The following is a 20,717-nucleotide window of genomic DNA, read 5'->3' as shown; positions in this document are numbered from 1 at the left end:
GGGCTGGATACACCCAGCCCCTCCGGCGTTTGAGGAGCAGGGGTCCGGGGGCTGGCCCCCGGGAACGGTGCCGCACCCGGTAACGGGTCCGGGGCACAGCCACGGGGAACGGGCGAAGGGCGGGTAGGGGACCCAGCCCCGCAGGGTCGAACCAGCCACGGCCGCCCGCCGGTCCCGCGCCGGGACGGCCGTGGCAACAGCCCCGACTGGGCCACCGACGACGGAGTCCGGAACGCGTCAAGAAGACAACGCCGGGCTCACGCCAGGGCGAGTTCCGCGCGGCGGACCGCGGGGGCCGAGGTGCCTACTATCGCGCCCGCCATGCTCACCGCCGCCCCCGCCAGGAAGACCGGGGTCACCCCCCACAGATCGGCGGCGAAGCCGAAGGCGGGATAGGCCAGCGGGGCCAGGCCGACCGCCGTGAAGGCCATGACGGAGCTGACCCGCCCGAGGTAGGAGGGATCGGTGGCCGTCTGGATGAGGGCGATGGCGAGGCCGCCGCAGATTCCGCAGACGAGCCCCGTCAGTACCGCCAGCCCTACCGCCACCGGCAGGCTCGGCGCCAGCACGAGCCCGCCGATGCCCGCGGAGCCGACGATGAGGGTGAGGTTCTGGATGGCCCCGGCGCGGGGGAACCGCGGGATCAGGGTCAGGACCAGTGCGCTCGACGCCGCGCCCACACCCATCCCGCCGATGATCCAGCCGACCCCGCCCGGCCCCCAGCCGCGCTCTTCGGAGACCAGGATCAGCCCCAGTGTCATCGGCGCGGACGTGCCGAGCTGACTCAGCGCCCCGGACAGTACGAGGGGGCCGATCAGTCCGTGTCGCCGGATGTAGCCGAGCCCCGAGCGGAGCTGTGTCCAGGGGCTCTCCCCCGAGACTGCCACGGGCTCCGAAGGAGCCGGCAACGGGGCGATCCGTACCGCCACCAGCAGTACCAGCGAGACTCCGAACAGCGCCGAAGCGACCGCGAAGGCCGACGCGGGCCCGCCCAGCCCCATCGCCAGCCCCGCCACCGGCGGCCCGGCGGTGTGCCCGACGCGTTCCGCGAGGCTGCGCATCCCCTGGACCCGTACGAGCTGCCCGGGCCCGGCGATCCGCGGCGGCAGCGCGCCGACGGCCGGCATGAACAGCGCGTCGACGATGCCGAAGACCAGCGCGACGAGCACCAGGACCCACAGGCCCGGGGAGCCGAGGGCGAGGACGAGCGCCAGTCCCAGGACGACGCCGCACCGCACGGCGTCGGAGGAGATGACCACCAGGCGGGGCCCGAAGCGGTCGGCGACCACTCCGCCGCCGAGCATGAGCAGCGCCCTCGGTATCGCGCCGACGGCCATGACCAGGCCGACCTGGGCCGGGCCGGCCGTCTGGGCGGCCGCCCAGCCGAGGGCGAGGAAGTAGACCCCGTCCCCGACGAGCGAGGCCCCGTAGGCGGCCAGCCAGCGCAGGACGTTGCCGTCCCGCCACACGTTCCCGTTCACGAACCGGCCCCCCACGGGCGAAGCGAACCCCTCAGCGGACCGGGTGGCCCGCTTCCCTCAGCGCGTCCTTGACCTGCCCGATGCGCAGGTCGCCGAAGTGGAACACCGACGCCGCGAGCACCGCGTCGGCGCCCGCCGCGATCGCCGGCGGGAAGTGCGCGAGCTTGCCCGCGCCGCCCGAGGCGATCACCGGGACCGTGACGTGCTTGCGCACGGCCGCGATCATCTCGGTGTCGTAGCCGTCCTTGGTACCGTCCGCGTCCATCGAGTTCAACAGGATTTCCCCGGCGCCCAGCTCGGCGGCCCGGTGCGCCCACTCGACGGCGTCGATGCCGGCGCTCTGCCGGCCGCCGTGGGTGGTCACCTCGAAGGACCCGGAGGCGGTGCGGCGGGCGTCGACGGACAGGACGAGGACCTGCCGGCCGAACCGTTCCGCGATCTCCTGGATGAGCTCGGGGCGGGCGATGGCGGCGGTGTTGACGCCGACCTTGTCGGCGCCGGCCCGCAGCAGCTTGTCCACGTCGTCCGCGGTGCGGACGCCGCCGCCCACGGTCAGCGGGATGAAGACCTGCTCGGCGGTGCGGCGCACCACGTCGTAGGTGGTCTCCCGGTTCCCGGAGGACGCGGTGATGTCGAGGAAGGTCAGCTCGTCGGCGCCTTCGGCGTCGTAGAGCTTGGCCATCTCGACGGGGTCGCCGGCGTCGCGCAGGTTCTGGAAGTTGACGCCCTTGACCACGCGGCCGTTGTCCACGTCCAGGCAGGGGATCACCCGTACGGCGAGGGTCATGCCGAGCCTCCGGTGACGGGGCCGAAGGCCTCGACCTCCACCTCGACGACCATGCTCGGGTCCACGAACCCGTTGACGATGATCAGCGTGGAGGCGGGGCGGATCTTGTCGAAGAGCTCGCTGTGGGCGCGGCCGACCTCCTCCACGTCACGGGCGTGCGTGAGGTAGAGGCGGGTGCGGACCACGTGCTCGGGGCCGAGCCCGGCCTGCTCCAGCGCGTTGAAGGCCACGGAGAAGGCCTTCTTCGTCTGGTCGTACGGGCCGCCCGCGTCGGCCCCGGTGCAGCCGGAGACCAGGACCAGCCCGTTGGGGAGCTGGACGGCGCGGGAGTAGCCGAGTACGTCCTCGTAGGCGCCGCCGGAGGAGATGCGTCGGACGTCGGAGCTGTTCGCGGAACCGTTGTCGGAACTCATGCGGAGACCACCTTCAGGGCTTCTTCGAGCGTGAACGCCTTGGCGTACAGGGCCTTGCCTACGATGGCGCCCTCGACGCCGGCCCCGACGAGCCCGGCCAGTGCGCGCAGGTCGTCGAGGGAGGAGATGCCGCCGGAGGCGACGACGGGCCGGTCGGTGGCGGCGCAGACGTTCTTCAGCAGCTCCAGGTTGGGGCCGGTGAGGGTGCCGTCCTTGCCGATGTCGGTGACGACGTACCGGGCGCAGCCCTCGGAGTCCAGGCGTGCGAGGGTCTCGTAGAGGTCCCCGCCCTCGCTGGTCCAGCCGCGGCCCTTGAGGGTGGTGCCGCGTACGTCGAGGCCGACGGCGATCTTGTCGCCGTGCTCGGCGATGGCCTTGGCGGCCCACTCGGGGGTCTCCAGGGCGGCGGTGCCGAGGTTGACGCGGGTGCAGCCGGTGGCGAGGGCCGCGGCGAGCGAGGCGTCGTCGCGGATGCCGCCGGACAGTTCGACCTTGATGTCCATGGCGCCGGTGATCTCGGCGACGAGCGCGCGGTTGTCACCGGTGCCGAAGGCGGCGTCCAGGTCGACCAGGTGCAGCCATTCGGCGCCGGCGGACTGCCAGGCCAGGGCGGCCTGGAGCGGGGAGCCGTAGGAGGTCTCGCTGCCGGAGACGCCGTGCACGAGGCGGACGGCCTGGCCGTCGCGGACGTCGACGGCGGGGAGCAGTTCGAGCTTCTTCGACGTCGTCATCACAGGGTCTCGATCCAGTTGGTGAGGAGCTGGGCGCCGGCGTCCCCGGACTTCTCGGGGTGGAACTGGGTGGCCCACAGGGCCCCGTTCTCCACCGCCGCGACGAACCGCTCGCCGTGCGTGGCCCAGGTGACCTTGGGGGCCTTGATCAGCGGGTTGGTGACTTCCAGCGACCAGTCGTGGGCCGCGTAGGAGTGCACGAAGTAGAAGCGGGCGTCCTCGTCCAGGCCGGCGAAGGCCTGGCTGTCGGCCGGCGCGTCCACGGTGTTCCAGCCCATGTGGGGGACGATCGGGGCCTGGAGCGGGCCGACCGTGCCGGGCCACTCGTCGAGGCCCGCGGTCTCCACGCCGTGCTCGATGCCGCGCTCGAAGAGGATCTGCATGCCGACGCAGATGCCCATGACGGGACGGCCGCCGGAGAGCCGGCGGCCGATGATCCAGTCGCCGCGGGCGTCCTTGAGTCCCTGCATGCAGGCGGAGAAGGCACCGACGCCGGGGACGAGGAGTCCGTCGGCGTCCATGGCCTTGTCGTAGTCGCGGGTGATCTCCACGTCCGCGCCGGCGCGCGCGAGGGCGCGCTCGGCGGAGCGGACGTTGCCGAAGCCGTAGTCGAAGACGACGACCTTCTTCGTGGGGCTGACTGCGCTCATTCCCAAATTCCCTGGATCCGCAGGACTCCGGCGACCAGGCACATCACGGAGCCGATGGCGAGCAGGATGACGACCGAGGCGGGCATCTCCTGCTTCTTGAAGGAGTAGACGCCGCCGGCCAGGAACAGGCCGAGGACGATCAGGATCGTGTTGAGCCCGTTCACGCTAGAGGGCGCCCTTCGTGGAGGGCAGGATCCCGGCGGCGCGCGGGTCGAACTCGGCGGCGTAGCGCAGGGCCCGGGCCAGCGCCTTGAACTGGCACTCCACGATGTGGTGGGCGTTGCGGCCGTAGGGCACGTGGATGTGCAGGGCGATCTGGGCCTGCGCGACGAAGGACTCGAAGATGTGCCGGGTCATCGTCGTGTCGTACGAGCCGATCATCGGCGCCATGTTCTCGGGCTCGGTGTGCACGAGGTAGGGGCGGCCGGACAGGTCGACGGTCACCTGGGCGAGGGACTCGTCGAGCGGCACGGTGCAGTTGCCGAAGCGGTAGATGCCGACCTTGTCGCCGAGGGCCTGCTTGAAGGCGGCGCCGAGCGCGAGGGCGCTGTCCTCGATGGTGTGGTGGCTGTCGATGTGCAGGTCGCCCTCGGTCTTGACCGTGAGGTCGAAGAGGCCGTGGCGGCCGAGCTGGTCGAGCATGTGGTCGTAGAAGCCCACGCCCGTCGAGACGTCGACCTTGCCCGTGCCGTCGAGGTTTATCTCGACGAGGACCGAGGTCTCCTTCGTGGTCCGTTCGACCCGTCCGATGCGGCTCATGCGTGCTGCTCCTTCTTCAGTGCGCGAACCGCTTCCAGGAACGCGTCGTTCTCGGCCGGGGTGCCCGCGGTGACCCGCAGCCATCCCGGTACGCCGTTGTCCCGGACCAGGACGCCCTGGTCGAGGATCTTCTGCCAGGCGGTGTGGGAGTTTTCGAACCGGCCGAACTGTACGAAGTTCGAGTCGGAGTCGGTGACCTCGAAGCCGATCCCCCGCAGCTCGGTGACCAGGCGGTCCCGCTCGGCCTTGAGCTGCTCGACGTAGCCGAGCAGGGTGTCGGTGAACTCCAGGGCGGCCAGCGCGGTCGCCTGGGTGACGGCCGACAGGTGGTACGGCAGCCGTACGAGCTGTACGGCGTCGACCACGGCGGGGTGCGCGGCCAGGTAGCCCAGGCGCAGGCCCGCGGCGCCGAAGGCCTTGGACATGGTCCGGGAGACCACCAGGTTCGGGCGGCCCTCGATCAGCGGCAGCAGGGAGTCCCGGTGGCTGAACTCCACGTAGGCCTCGTCGACGACGACCAGCGAGGGCTTGGCCGCCTGCGCGGCCTCGTAGAGGGCCAGGACCGTCTCCGCCCCGACCGCGGTGCCCGTGGGGTTGTTCGGCGAGGTGATGAAAACGACGTCGGGGGCGTGCTCGGCGATGGCCTGCTCGGCGCTCTCCACGTCGATGGTGAAGTCCTCGCTCCGCGGACCGGAGATCCAGTCGGTCCCGGTGCCGCGCGCGATCAGCGCGTGCATCGAGTACGAGGGCTCGAAGCCGATCGCCGTGCGGCCGGGTCCGCCGAAGGTCTGCAGCAGCTGCTGGAGCACCTCGTTGGAGCCGTTGGCGGCCCAGACGTTCTCCAGGGCGACCGGGTGCTTGCCGGTACGGGTGAGATAGGCAGCCAGCTCGGTGCGCAGCTCGACCGCGTCCCGGTCGGGGTACCGGTTGAGGGTGCGGGCGGCCTCGGCGACCCGCTCGGCGATGCGCGCGACGAGCGCCTCGGGGAGCCCGTACGGGTTCTCGTTGGTGTTGAGCTGGACGGGCACGTCCAGCTGCGGGGCGCCGTACGGGGTCTTGCCGCGGAGCTCGTCCCGGATGGGGAGGTCGTCGATGCCGATGACGACCGCGCCGTCAGCGGTGTCAGCAGTGTCAGCGCTGTCAGTGGTGCCGGTCATGCCTGCGGAACCTTCCACCCGAATCGTGCCTTCAGAGCCGCGCCGTGCGCGGGCAGGTCCTCGGCCTCGGCGAGGGTCACCACGTGGTGGGTGACCTCGGCGAGGGCGTCGCGCGTGTAGTCCACGATGTGGATGCCGCGCAGGAAGGACTGCACGGACAGGCCCGAGGAGTGGCAGGCGCAGCCGCCGGTGGGCAGCACGTGGTTGGAGCCGGCGCAGTAGTCGCCGAGCGAGACCGGGGACCACGGGCCGACGAAGATCGCGCCGGCGTTGCGCACGCGGGCGGCCCAGGCGGCCGCGTCGGCGGTCTGGATCTCCAGGTGCTCGGCGCCGTACGCGTCGACCACCTTGAGGCCGTCCTCCAGGCTGTCGACCAGCACGATCGCGGACTGGCGGCCGGCCAGCGCGGGCTTGATCCGGTCCTCGACGTGCTTGGTGGCCGCGACCTGCGGCGCCAGCTCCTTCTCGACGGCGGCGGCGAGCTCCTCGGAGTCCGTCACCAGCACGGCGGCGGCCAGCGGGTCGTGCTCGGCCTGGCTGATCAGGTCGGCGGCGACGTGCACCGGGTCGGCCGTGGAGTCCGCGAGGACCGCGATCTCGGTCGGGCCGGCCTCGGTGTCGATGCCGATCTTGCCGGTGAAGTAGCGCTTGGCGGCGGCGACCCAGATGTTGCCGGGGCCGGTCACCATGTTCGCCGGGGGGCATTCCTCGGTGCCGTACGCGAACATCGCGACGGCCTGGGCGCCGCCCGCGGCGTACACCTCGTCGACGCCGAGCAGGGCGCACGCGGCGAGGATCGTCGGGTGCGGCAGTCCGTCGAAGTCCGCCTGCGGCGGGGACGCGAGCGCGATGGACTCCACGCCCGCCTCCTGGGCCGGGACCACGTTCATGACGACGGAGGAGGGGTACACCGAGCGGCCGCCCGGGGCGTACAGCCCCACGCGCTCCACCGGAACCCACTTCTCGGTCACGGTGCCGCCGGGGACCACCTGGGTGGTGTGCTCGGTGCGGCGCTGGTTGCGGTGCACGATCCGGGCGCGCCGGATCGACTCCTTGAGGGCGGCGCGGACGGCCGGGTCGAGCGCGTCGAGGGCGGCCTTCAGCGCCTCGACGGGGACCCTGACCTGCTCCAGCTCGACCCCGTCGAACTTCCGCGCGTACTCGATCAGCGCCGCCGTCCCACGATGGTGGACGTCCTCGCAGATGGGCCGCACCTTCTCCAGGGCGGCTTCCACGTCGAACTCGGCACGGGGCAGCAGATCGCGCAGGGCGCCACCCTCGGGGAGGGTGTTGCCGCGCAGGTCGATACGAGAGATCACCTGGCAATTCTCTCAGACCGCTTCGCGCCGCCGTTCGTCCGTATCACTGACTGATACAGGCCACGGACGTTTCCCGATGTCACAGCGGCCCTCTAGCGTGACAGGAAGCGCGGCTCGTCCGCGCGTACGAGCGGGAGGGACCGCGCGGTGCCGTCCGCGCGGACGAGCGGAGGGGGGCCGCCATGGCCGAAGCACGCCCGGCCGGGGAACCGGCCGATCTCACCGTCCCCGAACGGCTCATGTGGGACGCGTACCGGACCGGCAGCGTCTGCGATCTCAGTACCCGCACCGCCGAGCGGGACGATCCGCACGCCGACCGGGTCTGGGGCCCCGAGCGCAGCGTCCGTGCGGCCGTGGTGGCCCTGCTGCTGCTCCACGGGCCGGGCCCGGTGCCGGGCCGGGTGGCCTCCCTGAAGCTGCGCGGCGTGCGGATCACCGGCCGCCTCGACCTCTCCGGGGGCACGGTCAGCCCGTACGTGGAGCTCCAGTCCTGCCGCTTCGACGGCGAGGTGCAGCTCTCCGAGACCCGTTTCGGCACGCTGCGCCTGGTGAACTGCGCGATACCCCGGCTGGACGCGGCCCGGCTGCACACGGAGGGCGACCTGCACCTGCCGCGCTGCCGGGTGGCGCGCGGGATCCGGCTGACCGACGCCCAGATCGGCACCGATCTGCTGATCAGCGAGGCGGTGCTGCAGCGCGACGCCAAGGGGCGGGCCCTGGCCGCCGACGGCATGTCCGTCGCGCAGGACTTCCAGGGCGAGCTGCTCCGCACCTACGGGGAACTGAGCCTGCGCGGCGCCAAGGTCGGCGTGTCGATGAGCCTGCGCGGGGCCCGCCTGAGCAATCCGGCGGGGAAGCGGGCGCTGAACGCCCCGCAGCTCACCGTCGAGCGCACCCTCTACCTGACCTCCATCGCCCTGGACTACGCCTTCGGCGACCCCGGCTCCTCCACTCCCCCCTACGGGCAGGGCCACACCCCGCTGCGGGGCGAGCCAGCGCAGCATTTCGAGTGCCGGGGCGGCCTGCGGCTGGACGACGGCCGCTTCGGGGACGCCGTGGACTTCTACGGGGCCCGGTTCACCCTCACGGAGGACCAGGAGGTCTCGCTGCGCCGCATCCACACCCCGGAGCTGCGGTTCGTGGGCGAGCGGCCGGAGCGGGGCCGGGTGGTGCTGTCGGGCTCGCAGGTGGTCAAGCTGGTGGACACGGCCACGAGCTGGCCGGAGCGCCCGGGCCGGCTGTCCATCGAGGGCTTCGGCTACGAGAACCTCGCGCCCCGGGGCCACTTCCCGCCGGCCCGCCGGCTGGAGTGGATCGAGGCGGCCAGCCCCGAGTACTCCCCGGAACCGTACGAGCGGCTCGCCGCGGTCCTGCGGGCCTCCGGGGAGGACGCGGACGCCCGCGAGGTGCTGCTGGCCAAGCAGCGGCGCCGCCGGGCGACGCTGCCGCCGGCGCTGCGCGCGTGGGGGTACCTCCAGGACTGGACGGTGGTCTACGGCTACCGGCCGGGCCGGGCGGCGCTGTGGATGGCCGTGCTGTGGGCGGCCGGGGCCGCGCTCTTCACGCTGCACGGCGAGCCACCGCCGCTCAAGGCGCAGGAGCACCCGGACTGGAACGCGGCGCTGTTCGCGCTGGACCTGCTGCTCCCGGTGATCGACCTCGGCCAGCAGGACCAGTGGATTCTGCGCGGCGGCTGGCAGTGGGGCACGGCGGCCCTGGTCATCCTGGGCTGGATCCTCGCCACCACGGTCGCGGCGGGAGCCTCCCGCGTCCTGAGGCGGGGGTGAGTCTGCTGGCCACGGCCACTACCCTGTGCCTCGTGACCACCGTTCGCCTGCCCCTCTTCCCGCTGAACTCGGTGCTGTTCCCGGGACTCGTCCTCCCGCTGAACATCTTCGAGGAGCGTTATCGCGCCATGATGCGCGAGCTGCTGAAGGCGGGAGAGGAAGAGCCCCGCCGTTTCGCGGTCGTCGCGATCCGCGACGGCCGGGAGGTCGCCCCGACCGCGCCCGGCCTGCCCGACCAGACGGCCGTCCCCGAGCGCGGGCCGGCCGCCGGTTTCGGCGCGGACCCGGTCCAGGCCTTCCACCGGGTGGGCTGCATCGCGGACGCGGCCTCCATCCGGGAGCGGGAGGACGGCAGCTTCGAGGTGATGGCGACCGGCACGATCCGGGTCCGGCTGCTGTCGGTCGACGCGTCCGGCCCGTTCCTGGTGGCGGAGCTGGAGGAACTCCCGGAGGACGCGGGTGACGGCGCGGGCGCGCTGGCGGAGGGCGTGCTGCGGGCGTTCCGCGCCTACCAGAAGCGGCTGGCCGGAGCCCGCGAACGGTCCCTGACCGGCATGGACCTCCCCGACGAGCCGTCGGTGGTCTCGTACCTGGTCGCGGCGGCCGCGGTGCTCGACATCCCGGCGAAGCAGCGCCTGCTCCAGGCCCCGGACACGGCGACCCGCCTCGCGGAGGAGCTGAAGCTGCTGCGCTCCGAGACGGCCGTCATCCGCCACCTCCCCTCGCTCCCGGCCGTGGACCTCACCCGCGCCCCGACGAGCCCCAACTGACGAAGGACCCATGGCGAAGAAGAAGCCGGCGGGCACCCCGGCGATCGTGGCCCTGACGGCCGCGGGAGCCGAGTTCACCGTGCACGCCTACGAGCACGACCCGGCCCACCCGTCCTACGGCGAGGAGGCCGCGCAGGCCCTCGGGGTCTCCCCCGCGCAGGTCTTCAAGACGCTCCTGGCCGATGTGGACGGCTCGCTGGTGGTCGCGGTGGTCCCGGTCTCCGGCAGCCTCGACCTGAAGGCCCTGGCCGGCGCGGTGGGCGGCAAGCGGGCGGCGATGGCCGATCCGGCGCTGGCCGAGCGCACCACGGGCTACGTCCTGGGCGGCATCTCCCCGCTGGGCCAGCGCAAGCGCCTCCCCACGGTCCTGGACGCCTCGGCGTCGGCCTTCCCCACGATCTGCGTCTCGGCCGGCCGCCGCGGCCTGGAGGTCGAACTCGCCCCGTCCACCCTGGCCACCCTGACCGCAGCCACCCTGACCCCGATCGCCCGCGGCTGACACCCCGGCTGCCTGTATCCAGCCCGTCCGGCGTTTGAGGTCCGGGTCCGGGCAGCGCCCGGGGAACGGTGGAAGGGCGGGTAGGGGCCTTCCGCCCCGCAGGGCCTACGGCCGCGGAGGCTCCGTACCGGACGGGTCCGCGGACGGGTGCCCGGCAGAGTCGGCGGGGGCGGCAGGGGCGGCAGGGGCGGCAGGGGCCTGGTAATACCCCGACGGCCAGAGCGACAGCTCAGGCGCCGGATCCCGCGTACCCCACAGCGCCGTCAGCGCGAGGTGCACGACGACCGCGGCCATCGGCCACCCCAGCAGCGCCCCGTGCGCGAGCAGTTCCAGCGGGGCGTCGAAGGGGACACCCTTCCCCGCCTTCCGGGCGACCGCCACCAGGTCCGAGGACGGGCCCAGCCACAGGCCCACCCGCCAGCCGACCAGCGCGGCGAAGACCGACCCGACCGCGAGCCCGACGACCTGCGCCGCACCCCCGCTCCGGCGCCACAGGAACACGGCCACCGCGCTCAGCACGCCGAATCCGACGGACAGCAGCAGGAAGGTCCCGTCGGCCCCGATGCGCGCTTCGCTCTCGGTGTCCCGCAGGAACACTGCCTCGCCGTTGGAGACGTACTGCACGCGCGGTGCGAGCCAGACCCACAGCAGCCCGAGGAGCACTCCGGCCACACCGGTCACGAGGGCGATGGCGGCCCCGTCGCGGATGTCGGACGGGGAGAAGGCGGGCTCGGCCGCGGGCGCGCCCGGAGCCGAAGGGGACTCCGACGGCGGCTGGTCGGGCTTGTCATAGGGGGTCACGGCTTCGGTCACCCCCACATCGTGCCAGGAAGTGTTTGATTTAACGATCGGCCCCGGCGGGGGTCAGCGGACCGCTGCCCGTCGGTAGGCCCAGGTCGCGACGGCGAGGGACAGTACGCCCACCCCCGCGCACACGCCGAGGTCGAGGAGGACCGCCGCCCAGTCGGGGTGCGGTTCGAAGGTGCGGGCGAAGGCCTCCACGCCGTACGTGGACGGCAGCAGGTCCCGCGCCCAGACGATGACGTCCGGCATCCGCTCGGGCGGCAGGACGCCCAGCAGCAGGGCCGCGGACATGCCGAGCTGTCCGGCGAGGGTGGCCAGCTCCTGCCGGGGTGCGAGCAGGCCCAGCGCCGCGCCGAGCCCGGCGAGGGCGGCGCCGGCGAGCGGCACCACGGCGGCCAGGATCCACAGTCCGCCCATGGGCAGTCCGAACAGCACGCTGCCGAAGACGGCCGTCACCAGGGTGCCGGGCAGTGTGAAGGAGGCGTAGGCGGCGGCCGCGCCGAGCACCACGGACGCGGGCGGCACGGGCAGGGTGGCGTAGTGGTCGAGCCCGCCGCTGGCCCGGAGCTGGCCGAAGTACTGCGCGAGCAGGTTCAGCGCGACGAAGGCGACGACCAGCACGGAGGAACCGGCGACGACGGCCCGCGCCTCGGAGCCCCCGTCGACCACGCCCCGCATCAGGATCATGATCCCGACGGACTGGAAGGTGGCCACGAACAGCAGGGGGATCCGCGAGACCCGTGCGCGGGACAGCTGGGCCCGGTAGACGGCGGCCAGCGCCGGGAAGAACCGGGCGCGGGGTGCCAGTACGCCCGGGGCGGTGACGGGGGCGTCCGTGGCGGCGGCGGTGGTCGTGGCGGCGGTGGCGCTCACGCCTTCACCAGTCCCTTCGAGGTGCGTCCGCCCAGGGCGAGGTACACGTCCTCCAGGCTCGGCGTGGCCAGCGTGAAGTCGTCGAGGGCGGCGAAGGCCGGGCCTCCGGTCACGGCGGCCACCGCCGCCCGTGCTTCGTCGGGTCCGAGCCGCAGCACCCAGCGCCGCCCGGATTCGGTGGCCTTCGCGGCGAGCGCGGCGACCTCCGGGAGCTCCAGCGGCGGCGCGGTACGCCAGACGAGTTCGAGGCGGACCTCGCCGGACACCCGCGTCTTGAGCCCGGCGGGGGTGTCGCAGGCGATGACCCGGCCCTGGTCGATGACGGCGACCCGGTCGAGGACGGTCTCGGCCTCGATGACGTTGTGGGTGACCAGGAGCACGGTGGCGCCGGTCTGGGCGCGGCGGCGGTCGACGGCGGCCCAGACGGCCCGCCGGGCCACCGGGTCCATGCCGGTCGTGGGCTCGTCGAGCACGAGGACGGGCCGCTCCCCCACGAGTGCGGCGGCGAAGCAGGCGAGGCGCCGCTGCCCGCCGGACAGCTTCTTCAGGGGGCGTCCGGCGATCTCCGTCAGTCCGAGTTCCTCCAGGACGGAGTCCCGGGCGGCCCGCGCCTCGCGCAGGCCGAGGCCGCGCAGCCGGCCGGTCGTCTCGGCGGCCAGCGAGACCGTGAGCTCGTCGAGGGCGGTGGATTCCTGCCCGAGGTAGGAGAGCAGCCGGGCGGACCGGTCGGGGTGGCGCACGAGGTCGTGGCCGAGCAGGGTCACGGAGCCGGAGTCGGGCCGCAGCAGGCCGGTGAGCTGGCGGACCAGGGTCGATTTGCCGGCGCCGTTGGGGCCGAGCAGCCCGAAGATCTCGCCGCGCCGCACGTCGAGGGAGATCCCGTCGGTGGCACGGGTCTCGGGCAGGGCCGGGGCCCCGCGCCGTCCTCGTACCGCGGGATACGTCTTGACCAGGTCACGTACCGCGCAGACCACGTCGGGGGCCGGTCCCGCGGCCCCTGCCGTGTCCGTATCCGCCTGTGCTGTCCCCGTACTCACGAGGGAGCAGCCTACGGGGTTGCGGGCCCTACTCGGCTGCCGGGGCCGCCGGGGCCACCGCTACGGGGGCCGTGACGGGGGCTGCGGGAGTGCCGGGAGCGGCGGGGGCGGCGGCCGGGCCGGCCGGTGATCCGGTCCCGGCCACGTGTTCCGCGGCGGCCCGTACGTCGATCTCGCGCCAGAAGCCGGCCCGGATGGCGTACCGGTCGTGCTCGTCGATCTGGTCGTCCTTGTGCGCGAGGAGTCCGAAGCGGGCGGCGTAGCGCAGCAGCTCCCCGTCGATCCGGTGCGGGATCCGCGGGTACATGGTGGCGAGCTTCTGCAGGTGCACGGTCTCCGGGAGGCGTTCCATCCAGCGCCGGGCGAACACCTGGCCGACCTCGAAGGGGTCGCCGCCGACGGTGGTGATGTCCTCCTCGCGGTCCGCCCAGCGCTGTTCGGCGGAGGTGAGCTGGGCGAGGGTGGGCAGCGAGGCGGTTTCGGCGGGCTCGCCGAGCGGCCCGGCGCGGTCGACCCATCCCTTGTCGGAGGACCAGCGCAGTGCGCTGCCCGCCGGGGCCCCGCCGAGGGCCTGGCCGGGCCCGGGGGCGGGGGCGGGGGCGGGGGCGCCGGGGGCGCGCAGGGCGCCCGCGAGGTCCTTCGGGGTCGGGACGGTCTTGCCGTTGGCGGTGGTGGCCGCGGCGGTGGCGGGTACGCCGCCCTCCTCGGGCTCCACGGGGGCCGGAGGCCGGGTGCCGCGGGCGGCCTCGGCGAGGGCGGCCTCGGGCAGCGGAGCGGAGAGGATGGCGGCGATCTCGGGCCGCGGGGCCGGCGCGGGGGCGCAGAGTCCGGTGAGGTCGCGGGCGCGGACGGCGCGGGTGATCCAGGTGCGGTCCAGGACGCGGCGTTCGTCGGCTTCGGCGACGAGGTCCTCGGACTGGTTGTAGTCCCCGTCGGCGGCCTGGACGGCCCACAGGTGGACGGCGACCCCGTGTTCCTTGGCGGACATCAGGCCGGGCAGCAGGTCCCCGTCGCCGGTGACGAGGACGACGTCGGAGCAGGCGCGGTTGCGGGCGAGCTCGGTGAGCTCGGCGTGCATGGCCGCGTCGACGCCCTTCTGGGCCCAGCGGCCGTCGCTGCGGGTCAGGGCGCCGAGCCGGACGGTGACCCGGGGCATGACGCGCAGCCGCCGGTGCTCGGGCTGGGGCACCCGGTCGGGTGCGCCGTCGAACCAGTAGATCCGCAGGAGCGGCTGCTCGGTATCGGCTTCGGCACGCTCGCGCAGGCCCTGGATGAGCGCCGCATGGTCGACGGTGATCCGGGAGCGGGACGGCTCTCCTGCGAGGAGGCTCGCGGCGGCGCCCAGCAGATAGCCGGCGTCCACCAGGACGACGCAGCGGTCCACGCGTACCACCCTCTTCTTCCCTGGGGGTCCTCTGTGTCTTTCGCGGTTTCCCCGAGTCTGCCCGACGGCAACGGCCTTGACGGCCGGAACTCGATCATCGGCGTGGCGTATCTCTCGGAGTTGCCCGGCAGGAGCCCCGACTACACGCGGTAATGATCCAAAATGCGCCGTTTACGGCGCTGTGTGAGTGTGAAGGCGGCCCTGGCCCCTACACCCCCCACGGAGGCATCCCATGGCCAAGAACAAGAACCGCCAGCAGCCTGCCAAGTCCGAAGAGCGCTCGGCTTCACAGGATCCGGCGAAGAGTTCGATGGAGTCCTCGTCCCCGGCCTCCTCACCGGCGGCCCCGAGTCCGCTGCAGATGGCCGGCAAGAAGAGGGAAAAGAAGTTCGGCCACAACTGACGACTCCACACGCACACGGAAAGGCCCGCCCCCGTCGACAGGGGCGGGCCTTCCCGCGTGCGGAGCGGAGCGGGGAGTGACTACCCGGCGAGGCAGGACGGGCCGAGGAGCACCTTGAGGTCGCCGAAGAGCGCCGGGTCGGGCTTGACCCGGTGCTTGTCGAGCCGGAGCACGGTGGTGGTGCGCGGCCCCTGGAGCTTGATCCGCACCTCGCTGTTGCCCTGGTGGTGGCGCAGGATCTCGCCGAGCCGGGTCACCATCGGCGGAGTGACCTTGACGGTCGGGATGGTGAGGACGACGGGGGCGTTGGTGCCGGCGTTGGACAGGTCGGGGACCATCATCTCCATGGCGACGAGCCGGGGGACGTCCTCGCGCTTGTCCAGGCGGCCCTTGACGAAGACGACCGTGTCCTCGACCAGCTGGGTGGAGACGAGCTGGTAGGTCGCGGGGAAGAACATGCATTCGATGGAGCCGGCCAGGTCCTCGACGGTGGCGATGGCCCAGGCGTTGCCCTGCTTGGTCATCTTGCGCTGGAGGCCCGAGATGATGCCGCCGATGGTGACGACCGCGCCGTCGCCGTGCTCCCCGCCGGTGAGCTGGGAGATGCCGGCGTCGGTCTTGTCGGAGAGCACGTGCTCCAGGCCGAAGAGCGGGTGGTCGGAGACGTAGAGGCCGAGCATCTCGCGCTCCTGGGCGAGCAGGTAGGCCTTCTCCCACTCGACGTCGGAGAACTCCACGTCGAGGCCGAAGCCGGGCTCGTCGCTCGCGTCCGCGTCACCCATTCCGCCGAAGAGGTCGAACTGTCCCTCGGCCTCCTTGCGCTTGACGGCGACCACGTTGTCGATCATCGGTTCGTGGTGGGCGACCAGGCCCTTGCGGGTGTGGCCCATCTCGTCGAAGGCGCCGGCCTTGATCAGGGACTCGACGGTGCGCTTGTTGCAGACGACGGCTTCGACCTTGTCGAGGAAGTCGGGGAAGGTGGAGTACTTCCCCTTGGCCTTCCTGCTCTTGATGATCGACTCGACGACGTTGGTGCCGACGTTGCGCACGGCGGTGAGGCCGAAGAGGATCACGTCGTCGCCCTGGGCGGCGAAGTTGGCCTCCGACTCGTTCACGTTCGGCGGGAGCACCTTGATGCCCATCCGGCGGCACTCGTTCAGGTAGATCGCGGACTTGTCCTTGTCGTCCTTGACCGAGGTGAGCAGTCCCGCCATGTACTCGGCCGGGAAATTGGCCTTGAGGTAGGCGGTCCAGTAGGAGACCAGGCCGTACGCGGCCGAGTGGGCCTTGTTGAAGGCATAGCCGGCGAAGGGGACCAGGACGTCCCACAGCGCCTTGATCGCCTGGTCGCTGAAGCCCTTGTCCTTGGCGCCCGCCTCGAAGATGACGAAGTTCTTCGCCAGTTCGTCGGGCTTCTTCTTGCCCATCACGCGGCGCAGGATGTCGGCCTCGCCGAGCGAGTACCCGGCGATGATCTGGGCGGCCTTCTGGACCTGCTCCTGGTACACGATGAGGCCGTAGGTGACGCCGAGGATCTCCCTGAGCGGCTCCTCCAGCTCCGGGTGGATCGGGGTGATCTCCTGCTGCTTGTTCTTGCGCAGGGCGTAGTTCGTGTGCGAGTTCATGCCCATCGGGCCCGGCCGGTACAGGGCCGAGACGGCGGAGATGTCCTCGAAGTTGTCGGGCTTCATCAGGCGCAGCAGGGAGCGCATGGGCCCGCCGTCGAACTGGAAGACGCCGAGGGTGTCGCCGCGGCCGAGCAGTTCGAAGGTCTTGGGGTCGTCGAGCGGCAGGCCCAGGAGGTCGAGGTCGATCCCCTTGTTGGCCTTCACCATCTTGACGGCGTCGTCCATGATCGTGAGGTTGCGCAGGCCCAGGAAGTCCATCTTGATCAGGCCGAGCGACTCGCACTGGGGGTAGTCCCACTGCGTGATGGTCACGCCGTCCGTGTGCCGGACCCAGACCGGGGCGTGGTCGACGATCGGCTCGCTGGACATGATCACGCCGGCGGCGTGCACGCCCATCTGGCGGACCAGGCCCTCGACGCCGCGGGCGGTGTCGATGACCTTCTTGACGTCCGGCTCGTTCTCGTACATCGCCCGGATCTCGCCGGCCTCGCCGTAGCGCGGGTGCGAGGGGTCGGTGATGCCGTTGAGGTCGATGCCCTTGCCGAGGACGTCGGCGGGCATGGCCTTGGTGAGCCGGTCGCCCATGGCGTACGGGTAGCCGAGGACCCGGGCCGAGTCCTTGATGGCGTTCTTCGCCTTGATCTTTCCGTACGTGCCGATCATGGCGACCTTGTCGTCGCCGTACTTGTCGGTCACGTACCGGATCACTTCGACGCGCCTGCGCTCGTCGAAGTCGATGTCGACGTCGGGCATGGAGACGCGCTCGGGGTTCAGGAACCGCTCGAAGATCAGGCCGTGGGTGATCGGGTCCAGGTCGGTGATGCCCATGGCGTAGGCGACGATCGAGCCGGCGGCGGAGCCACGGCCGGGGCCGACCGCGATGCCCTGCTTCTTGGCCCACATGATGAAGTCGGCGACGACGAGGAAGTAGCCCGGGAACCCCATCTGGATGATGACGTCGAGCTCGTAGTCGGCCTGCTTCTGCCGGTCGTCGGGGACCCCTCCGGGGTAGCGGCGGGCCATGCCGCGCCGCACTTCCTCCTTGAACCAGGTGATCTCGGTGTAACCGTCTTCGGGGATCTCGAACTTCGGCATGAGGTTCTTGGCCTCGAACATGCCGGTGGTGTCGACCTGCTCGGCCACCAGGAGGGTGTTGCGGCACCCCTCCTGCCAGGCGTCCGAGGAGTCGACGGCGTACATCTCCTCCGTGGACTTCAGGTAGTAGCCGGTGCCGTCGAAGCGGAAGCGGTCCGGGTCGGAGAGGTTCTTGCCGGTCTGGATGCACAGCAGGGCGTCGTGCGCGGTCGACTCGTGCGCGTAGGTGTAGTGCGAGTCGTTCGTCACCAGCGGCGGGATGCCGAGCTTCTTGCCGACCTCCAGCAGTCCGTCGCGGACCCGGCGCTCGATCTCGATGCCGTGGTCCATCAGCTCCAGGAAGTAGCGGTCCTTGCCGAAGATGTCCTGGTATTCGGACGCGGCCTTCAGGGCCTCGTCGAACTGGCCGAGGCGCAGCCTGGTCTGCAGCTCACCGGAGGGGCAGCCGGTGGAGGCGATCAGCCCCTCCGACCACTGGGAGATGGTCTCGCGGTCCATGCGCGGCCACTTGGTCAGCCAGCCCTCCTGGTAGGCGTCGGAGGACAGCCGGAAGAGGTTGTGGAGCCCGGTGGAGTTCGCCGCCCAGATCGTCTTGTGGGTGTAACCGCCGGAACCGGACACGTCGTCGCGCTTCTGGTGCGGCTGGCCCCACTGGATGCGCCGCTTGTTGCGCCGGGACTCGGGGGCGACGTAGGCCTCGATGCCGATGATCGGCGTCACCCCGGCCTTCTTCGCCGTGTGGAAAAAGTCATAGGCCCCGTGCAGGTTGCCGTGATCGGACATGGCGATGTGCGTCATGCCCATCTCGTTGCACGCGTTGAACATGTCCTTCAGCCGCGCGGCACCGTCCAGCAGGGAGTACTGGGTGTGGACGTGCAGGTGCGTGAACGGCGTCTTGGTCACGGTGGGGGCCTCCGGGCGGGGAGAGAGGGGGCGGCAGCTATGAATCCTACGTGGCCCGAGTGACAGTTCCCGGGCACGGCGGGGTAGCTTCATCCGTTGCAGACCCAAGGACCCGTGTCCGATATGCGATCCACCCCGCGCCACCTGGAGGCACCCGCCATGGCGGTTCCCGAGACGACCGACGAGCAGCGCGCCGAGCAGATACTCGACGTGTTCGACATCGCCTTCGGCGAGCTGATCACCGCCGACCCCGCGGCCTTCCGGGTCAAGTTCCGCAAGATGGCGGCCTCGGCCTTCGCCTTCTACCGGGGCACCGCCTGCCTCTTCTACGCCGACCTGGAGCGCGAGCGGCACGGCGGCCCCTACCTGGACGAGCGCACCGGCCGGGTGTGGATCCACGGCGACCTGCACGCCGAGAACTTCGGCACCTACATGAACGCGCAGGGCCGGCTGGTCTTCAACGTCAACGACTTCGACGAGGCCTACGTCGGCCCCTTCACCTGGGACCTGAAGCGGTTCTCCGCCTCCGTGGCCCTGCTCGGCTACACCAAGGCGCTCAGCGACGACCAGATCGGCGAGCTGGTACGGATCTACGCGGCCGCCTACCGGGAGCGCATCCACGCGCTGGCGACCGGGGCGAAGAACGAGGAGGTTCCGGCCTTCACGCTGGACACCGCCGACGGCCCGCTGCTGGAGGCCCTGCGCCACGCCCGCCGCCGCACCCGCTTCTCGCTCCTCGACTCGATGACCGAGATCCGCGATTTCGAGCGCCGCTTCTCCCCCGGCCCGGGCACCATCGAGCTGGACGCGGCCACCCGGTACAAGGTGCTCGCCGCCTTCGACGGGTACCTGGAGACCCTTCCCGACGAGTCCCTGGTCCGCCCGGACTCCTACCGGGTCAAGGACGTGGTGGGCCGCCGCGGCATCGGGATCGGCTCGGCGGGCCTGCCCTCGTACAACGTCCTGCTGGAGGGGCACAGCGACGCCCTGGAGAACGACGTCGTGATCTACCTCAAGCAGGCGCAGACCCCGGCCGTGTCCCGGCACGTCACCGACCGCGCGGTGCGCGAGTACTTCCAGCACGAGGGGCACCGCACGGTGATCTCCCAGCGGGCCCTGCAGGCACACGCCGACCCGTGGCTCGGCTGGACCGAGCTGGACGGGGCCGGACAGCTCGTCGCGGAGGTCTCCCCGTACGCGGTGGACCTGGACTGGTCCGACCTGGACGACCCGGAGGAGATCGCGGCCGTGGTCGCCGACCTGGGCCGGGCCACGGCGACGATGCACGGCGCCGCGGACGAGCAGGAGAGCGGCCAGACGCTGGTCCCGTTCTCCACCGAGCGGGCCATCGACGCGGCCATCGCCGCCGACGAGGAGGGGTTCGCGGACCTGCTGGTGGACTTCGCGCACGCCTACGGCGCCCGGGCCCGCGCCGACCACCAGATCTTCGTGGACCTCTTCCGCAACGGCCGGATCCTGCCCTAGAGCGGGACCCTGGGCAGGACCTAGGTCCCGCTCTCACAGGGACGCGTGGCACACTCGCGACGATGGACATATCCGGGGTGGGTCTCAGGGGGCTGCGGGCCGCGCTGTTCAGCGCGGTCGTCGTGCTGCTCTCGACCGGCTCGCACGTCCTGCTGTCCCGGGTGCCGCTGCCTCCCGCCCTGGTGGGAGGGGCCTTCGCCGCCGTCTTCGCGATCGCCTTCGCGCTGGCCGGACGCGAGCGGGGCCTCGGTCACATCGCCGGGCTGCTCGTCCCCCTGGAACTGGCCGCCGACACCGTCCTGACCTCCGGCCAGCACCTCTGCTACGGCCCCGCGGGCGGCCCCGTCTCGGGTCCGCTGCGGGCCATGGGGCTCGCCGACTTCTGCGGCGGCGCCCCGGTGGGCGGGCCGCTGGGCGAGGTCGGCGGGCCCGCCGACCCGGCCGCGCTGCTGGCCGCACCCGGACCGTGGGCGCCCTGGCTGCTGCTGGGCGCGCACGTATCGGTCGGACTGCTCGCCTCCGTGTGGCTGCACAGCGGGGAGCGGGCGCTCGGCCGGCTGCTGCGCGCGGCGTCCGCCTGCGCCTTCCGGCCGCTGCGGATGGCCGCGGCCCGCACGGCGCGGTTCCTGGCTCCGGTACGGGGCTCGCGGCCGGCGGCGCTGCGGAGCACGGTGGCCCGTACCCGCTTCCCCGCGCACTCCGTGGGACGGCGGGGACCTCCTCGCGTGCACGGCGCGTTCGCTCGCGCCTGA

Annotated in this window: 20 protein-coding genes; 6 read left to right on the top strand and 14 right to left on the bottom strand. The window is 72.1% G+C overall.

Annotated features, from left to right (window positions below; all coding sequences use genetic code 11):
• Positions 1–257: 257 nt before the first annotated feature.
• Genes ACFWNV_RS19555 through hisD form a run of 9 tightly spaced genes read right to left on the bottom strand, consistent with a single transcriptional unit; the run spans position 258 to position 7,297 of the window.
• Complete coding sequence (locus tag ACFWNV_RS19555) at positions 258–1,481, bottom strand: MFS transporter (RefSeq protein ID WP_383948272.1); 1,224 nt, start codon at positions 1,479–1,481, stop codon at positions 258–260.
• Between the two features lie 31 nt (positions 1,482–1,512).
• Complete coding sequence (gene hisF, locus ACFWNV_RS19550; protein ID WP_266909499.1) at positions 1,513–2,268, bottom strand: imidazole glycerol phosphate synthase subunit HisF; 756 nt, start codon at positions 2,266–2,268, stop codon at positions 1,513–1,515.
• Positions 2,265–2,681, bottom strand: coding sequence for a RidA family protein (locus ACFWNV_RS19545; protein WP_383948269.1), 417 nt, complete (start codon positions 2,679–2,681; stop codon positions 2,265–2,267). The genes hisF and ACFWNV_RS19545 overlap by 4 nt, the downstream gene beginning before the upstream one ends.
• Entirely contained in the window at positions 2,678–3,412 is a 735-nt protein-coding gene (gene priA / locus ACFWNV_RS19540; protein ID WP_266877054.1) for a bifunctional 1-(5-phosphoribosyl)-5-((5-phosphoribosylamino)methylideneamino)imidazole-4-carboxamide isomerase/phosphoribosylanthranilate isomerase PriA, read from the bottom strand. Before priA ends, ACFWNV_RS19545 begins: the two co-directional genes overlap by 4 nt.
• On the bottom strand, positions 3,412–4,062 hold the full coding sequence (gene hisH / locus ACFWNV_RS19535) for an imidazole glycerol phosphate synthase subunit HisH (protein WP_383948265.1): 651 nt from the start codon (positions 4,060–4,062) through the stop codon (positions 3,412–3,414). Before hisH ends, priA begins: the two co-directional genes overlap by 1 nt.
• Positions 4,059–4,226: a hypothetical protein gene (locus ACFWNV_RS19530; protein WP_383948262.1), complete on the bottom strand. Its 168-nt coding sequence runs from the start codon at positions 4,224–4,226 to the stop codon at positions 4,059–4,061. Before ACFWNV_RS19530 ends, hisH begins: the two co-directional genes overlap by 4 nt.
• Position 4,227: 1 nt before the next feature.
• Positions 4,228–4,821 (bottom strand): imidazoleglycerol-phosphate dehydratase HisB, encoded by a 594-nt coding sequence (hisB, locus tag ACFWNV_RS19525; RefSeq protein ID WP_215035049.1) that lies wholly within the window; start codon positions 4,819–4,821, stop codon positions 4,228–4,230.
• Positions 4,818–5,978, bottom strand: coding sequence for a histidinol-phosphate transaminase (locus ACFWNV_RS19520; RefSeq protein WP_383948260.1), 1,161 nt, complete (start codon positions 5,976–5,978; stop codon positions 4,818–4,820). The genes hisB and ACFWNV_RS19520 overlap by 4 nt, the downstream gene beginning before the upstream one ends.
• Positions 5,975–7,297 (bottom strand): histidinol dehydrogenase, encoded by a 1,323-nt coding sequence (gene hisD / locus ACFWNV_RS19515; protein WP_383948257.1) that lies wholly within the window; start codon positions 7,295–7,297, stop codon positions 5,975–5,977. The genes ACFWNV_RS19520 and hisD overlap by 4 nt, the downstream gene beginning before the upstream one ends.
• 182 nt (positions 7,298–7,479) lie before the next feature.
• Here hisD and ACFWNV_RS19510 point away from each other — a divergent pair, with 182 nt between their 5' ends.
• Genes ACFWNV_RS19510 through ybaK form a run of 3 tightly spaced genes read left to right on the top strand, consistent with a single transcriptional unit; the run spans position 7,480 to position 10,353 of the window.
• Positions 7,480–9,084 carry an oxidoreductase gene (locus ACFWNV_RS19510; protein WP_383948254.1) on the top strand — a complete coding sequence of 535 codons (1,605 nt, stop codon included), beginning with the start codon at positions 7,480–7,482 and terminating at the stop codon, positions 9,082–9,084.
• A gap of 32 nt (positions 9,085–9,116) precedes the next feature.
• Positions 9,117–9,854, top strand: a complete 738-nt coding sequence (locus tag ACFWNV_RS19505) for an LON peptidase substrate-binding domain-containing protein (RefSeq protein ID WP_383948251.1) — start codon at positions 9,117–9,119, stop codon at positions 9,852–9,854.
• A 10-nt stretch (positions 9,855–9,864) separates the two neighbouring features.
• Positions 9,865–10,353, top strand: a complete 489-nt coding sequence (ybaK, locus tag ACFWNV_RS19500; RefSeq protein WP_383948248.1) for a Cys-tRNA(Pro) deacylase — start codon at positions 9,865–9,867, stop codon at positions 10,351–10,353.
• Positions 10,354–10,458: 105 nt separating this feature from the next.
• On the opposite strand, the gene ACFWNV_RS19495 is transcribed toward ybaK, so the two are convergent.
• Genes ACFWNV_RS19495 through ACFWNV_RS19480 form a run of 4 tightly spaced genes read right to left on the bottom strand, consistent with a single transcriptional unit; the run spans position 10,459 to position 14,460 of the window.
• Entirely contained in the window at positions 10,459–11,166 is a 708-nt protein-coding gene (locus ACFWNV_RS19495) for a hypothetical protein (RefSeq protein ID WP_383948245.1), read from the bottom strand.
• A 51-nt stretch (positions 11,167–11,217) separates the two neighbouring features.
• The gene (locus ACFWNV_RS19490; protein ID WP_383948242.1) at positions 11,218–12,030 is read right to left on the bottom strand and encodes an ABC transporter permease; all 813 of its coding nucleotides are present in this window, start codon (positions 12,028–12,030) and stop codon (positions 11,218–11,220) included.
• The gene (locus ACFWNV_RS19485) at positions 12,027–13,067 is read right to left on the bottom strand and encodes an ABC transporter ATP-binding protein (protein WP_383948240.1); all 1,041 of its coding nucleotides are present in this window, start codon (positions 13,065–13,067) and stop codon (positions 12,027–12,029) included. The genes ACFWNV_RS19490 and ACFWNV_RS19485 overlap by 4 nt, the downstream gene beginning before the upstream one ends.
• Positions 13,068–13,095: 28 nt before the next feature.
• The gene (locus ACFWNV_RS19480; protein ID WP_383948237.1) at positions 13,096–14,460 is read right to left on the bottom strand and encodes an NYN domain-containing protein; all 1,365 of its coding nucleotides are present in this window, start codon (positions 14,458–14,460) and stop codon (positions 13,096–13,098) included.
• Between the two features lie 223 nt (positions 14,461–14,683).
• On the opposite strand from ACFWNV_RS19480, the gene ACFWNV_RS19475 reads away from it, so the two are divergent.
• The gene (locus ACFWNV_RS19475) at positions 14,684–14,854 is read left to right on the top strand and encodes a hypothetical protein (protein ID WP_383948234.1); all 171 of its coding nucleotides are present in this window, start codon (positions 14,684–14,686) and stop codon (positions 14,852–14,854) included.
• 80 nt (positions 14,855–14,934) lie between these two features.
• Here ACFWNV_RS19475 and dnaE read toward each other — a convergent pair whose 3' ends face one another.
• Positions 14,935–18,480 carry a DNA polymerase III subunit alpha gene (gene dnaE, locus ACFWNV_RS19470; protein WP_383948231.1) on the bottom strand — a complete coding sequence of 1,182 codons (3,546 nt, stop codon included), beginning with the start codon at positions 18,478–18,480 and terminating at the stop codon, positions 14,935–14,937.
• A 159-nt stretch (positions 18,481–18,639) separates the two neighbouring features.
• On the opposite strand from dnaE, the gene ACFWNV_RS19465 reads away from it, so the two are divergent.
• Together ACFWNV_RS19465 and ACFWNV_RS19460 are read left to right on the top strand one after the other, a co-directional pair.
• The gene (locus tag ACFWNV_RS19465) at positions 18,640–19,965 is read left to right on the top strand and encodes a DUF2252 domain-containing protein (RefSeq protein ID WP_383948277.1); all 1,326 of its coding nucleotides are present in this window, start codon (positions 18,640–18,642) and stop codon (positions 19,963–19,965) included.
• A gap of 62 nt (positions 19,966–20,027) precedes the next feature.
• Positions 20,028–20,717 (top strand): hypothetical protein, encoded by a 690-nt coding sequence (locus ACFWNV_RS19460; protein ID WP_383948228.1) that lies wholly within the window; start codon positions 20,028–20,030, stop codon positions 20,715–20,717.

Origin of the sequence: Streptomyces sp. NPDC058401 (assembly GCF_042722885.1) — a bacterium.
Taxonomy (GTDB): domain Bacteria; phylum Actinomycetota; class Actinomycetes; order Streptomycetales; family Streptomycetaceae; genus Streptomyces.
Note: the sequence above shows the minus strand (reverse complement) of the source record. Positions and strands in the feature narration are given on the sequence as shown.

Excerpts from the sequence above, each read along its gene's own strand:
- hisH (WP_383948265.1), bottom strand. The coding sequence starts at position 4,062 with ATGAGCGCAGTCAGCCCCACGAAGAAGGTCGTCGTCTTCGACTACGGC.
- hisB (WP_215035049.1), bottom strand. The coding sequence starts at position 4,821 with ATGAGCCGCATCGGACGGGTCGAACGGACCACGAAGGAGACCTCGGTC.
- hisF (WP_266909499.1), bottom strand. The coding sequence starts at position 2,268 with ATGACCCTCGCCGTACGGGTGATCCCCTGCCTGGACGTGGACAACGGC.
- ACFWNV_RS19545 (WP_383948269.1), bottom strand. The coding sequence starts at position 2,681 with ATGAGTTCCGACAACGGTTCCGCGAACAGCTCCGACGTCCGACGCATC.
- ACFWNV_RS19520 (WP_383948260.1), bottom strand. The coding sequence starts at position 5,978 with ATGACCGGCACCACTGACAGCGCTGACACTGCTGACACCGCTGACGGC.
- ACFWNV_RS19465 (WP_383948277.1), top strand. The coding sequence starts at position 18,640 with ATGGCGGTTCCCGAGACGACCGACGAGCAGCGCGCCGAGCAGATACTC.
- ACFWNV_RS19510 (WP_383948254.1), top strand. The coding sequence starts at position 7,480 with ATGGCCGAAGCACGCCCGGCCGGGGAACCGGCCGATCTCACCGTCCCC.
- priA (WP_266877054.1), bottom strand. The coding sequence starts at position 3,412 with ATGACGACGTCGAAGAAGCTCGAACTGCTCCCCGCCGTCGACGTCCGC.
- ybaK (WP_383948248.1), top strand. The coding sequence starts at position 9,865 with ATGGCGAAGAAGAAGCCGGCGGGCACCCCGGCGATCGTGGCCCTGACG.
- ACFWNV_RS19460 (WP_383948228.1), top strand. The coding sequence starts at position 20,028 with ATGGACATATCCGGGGTGGGTCTCAGGGGGCTGCGGGCCGCGCTGTTC.
- ACFWNV_RS19475 (WP_383948234.1), top strand. The coding sequence starts at position 14,684 with ATGGCCAAGAACAAGAACCGCCAGCAGCCTGCCAAGTCCGAAGAGCGC.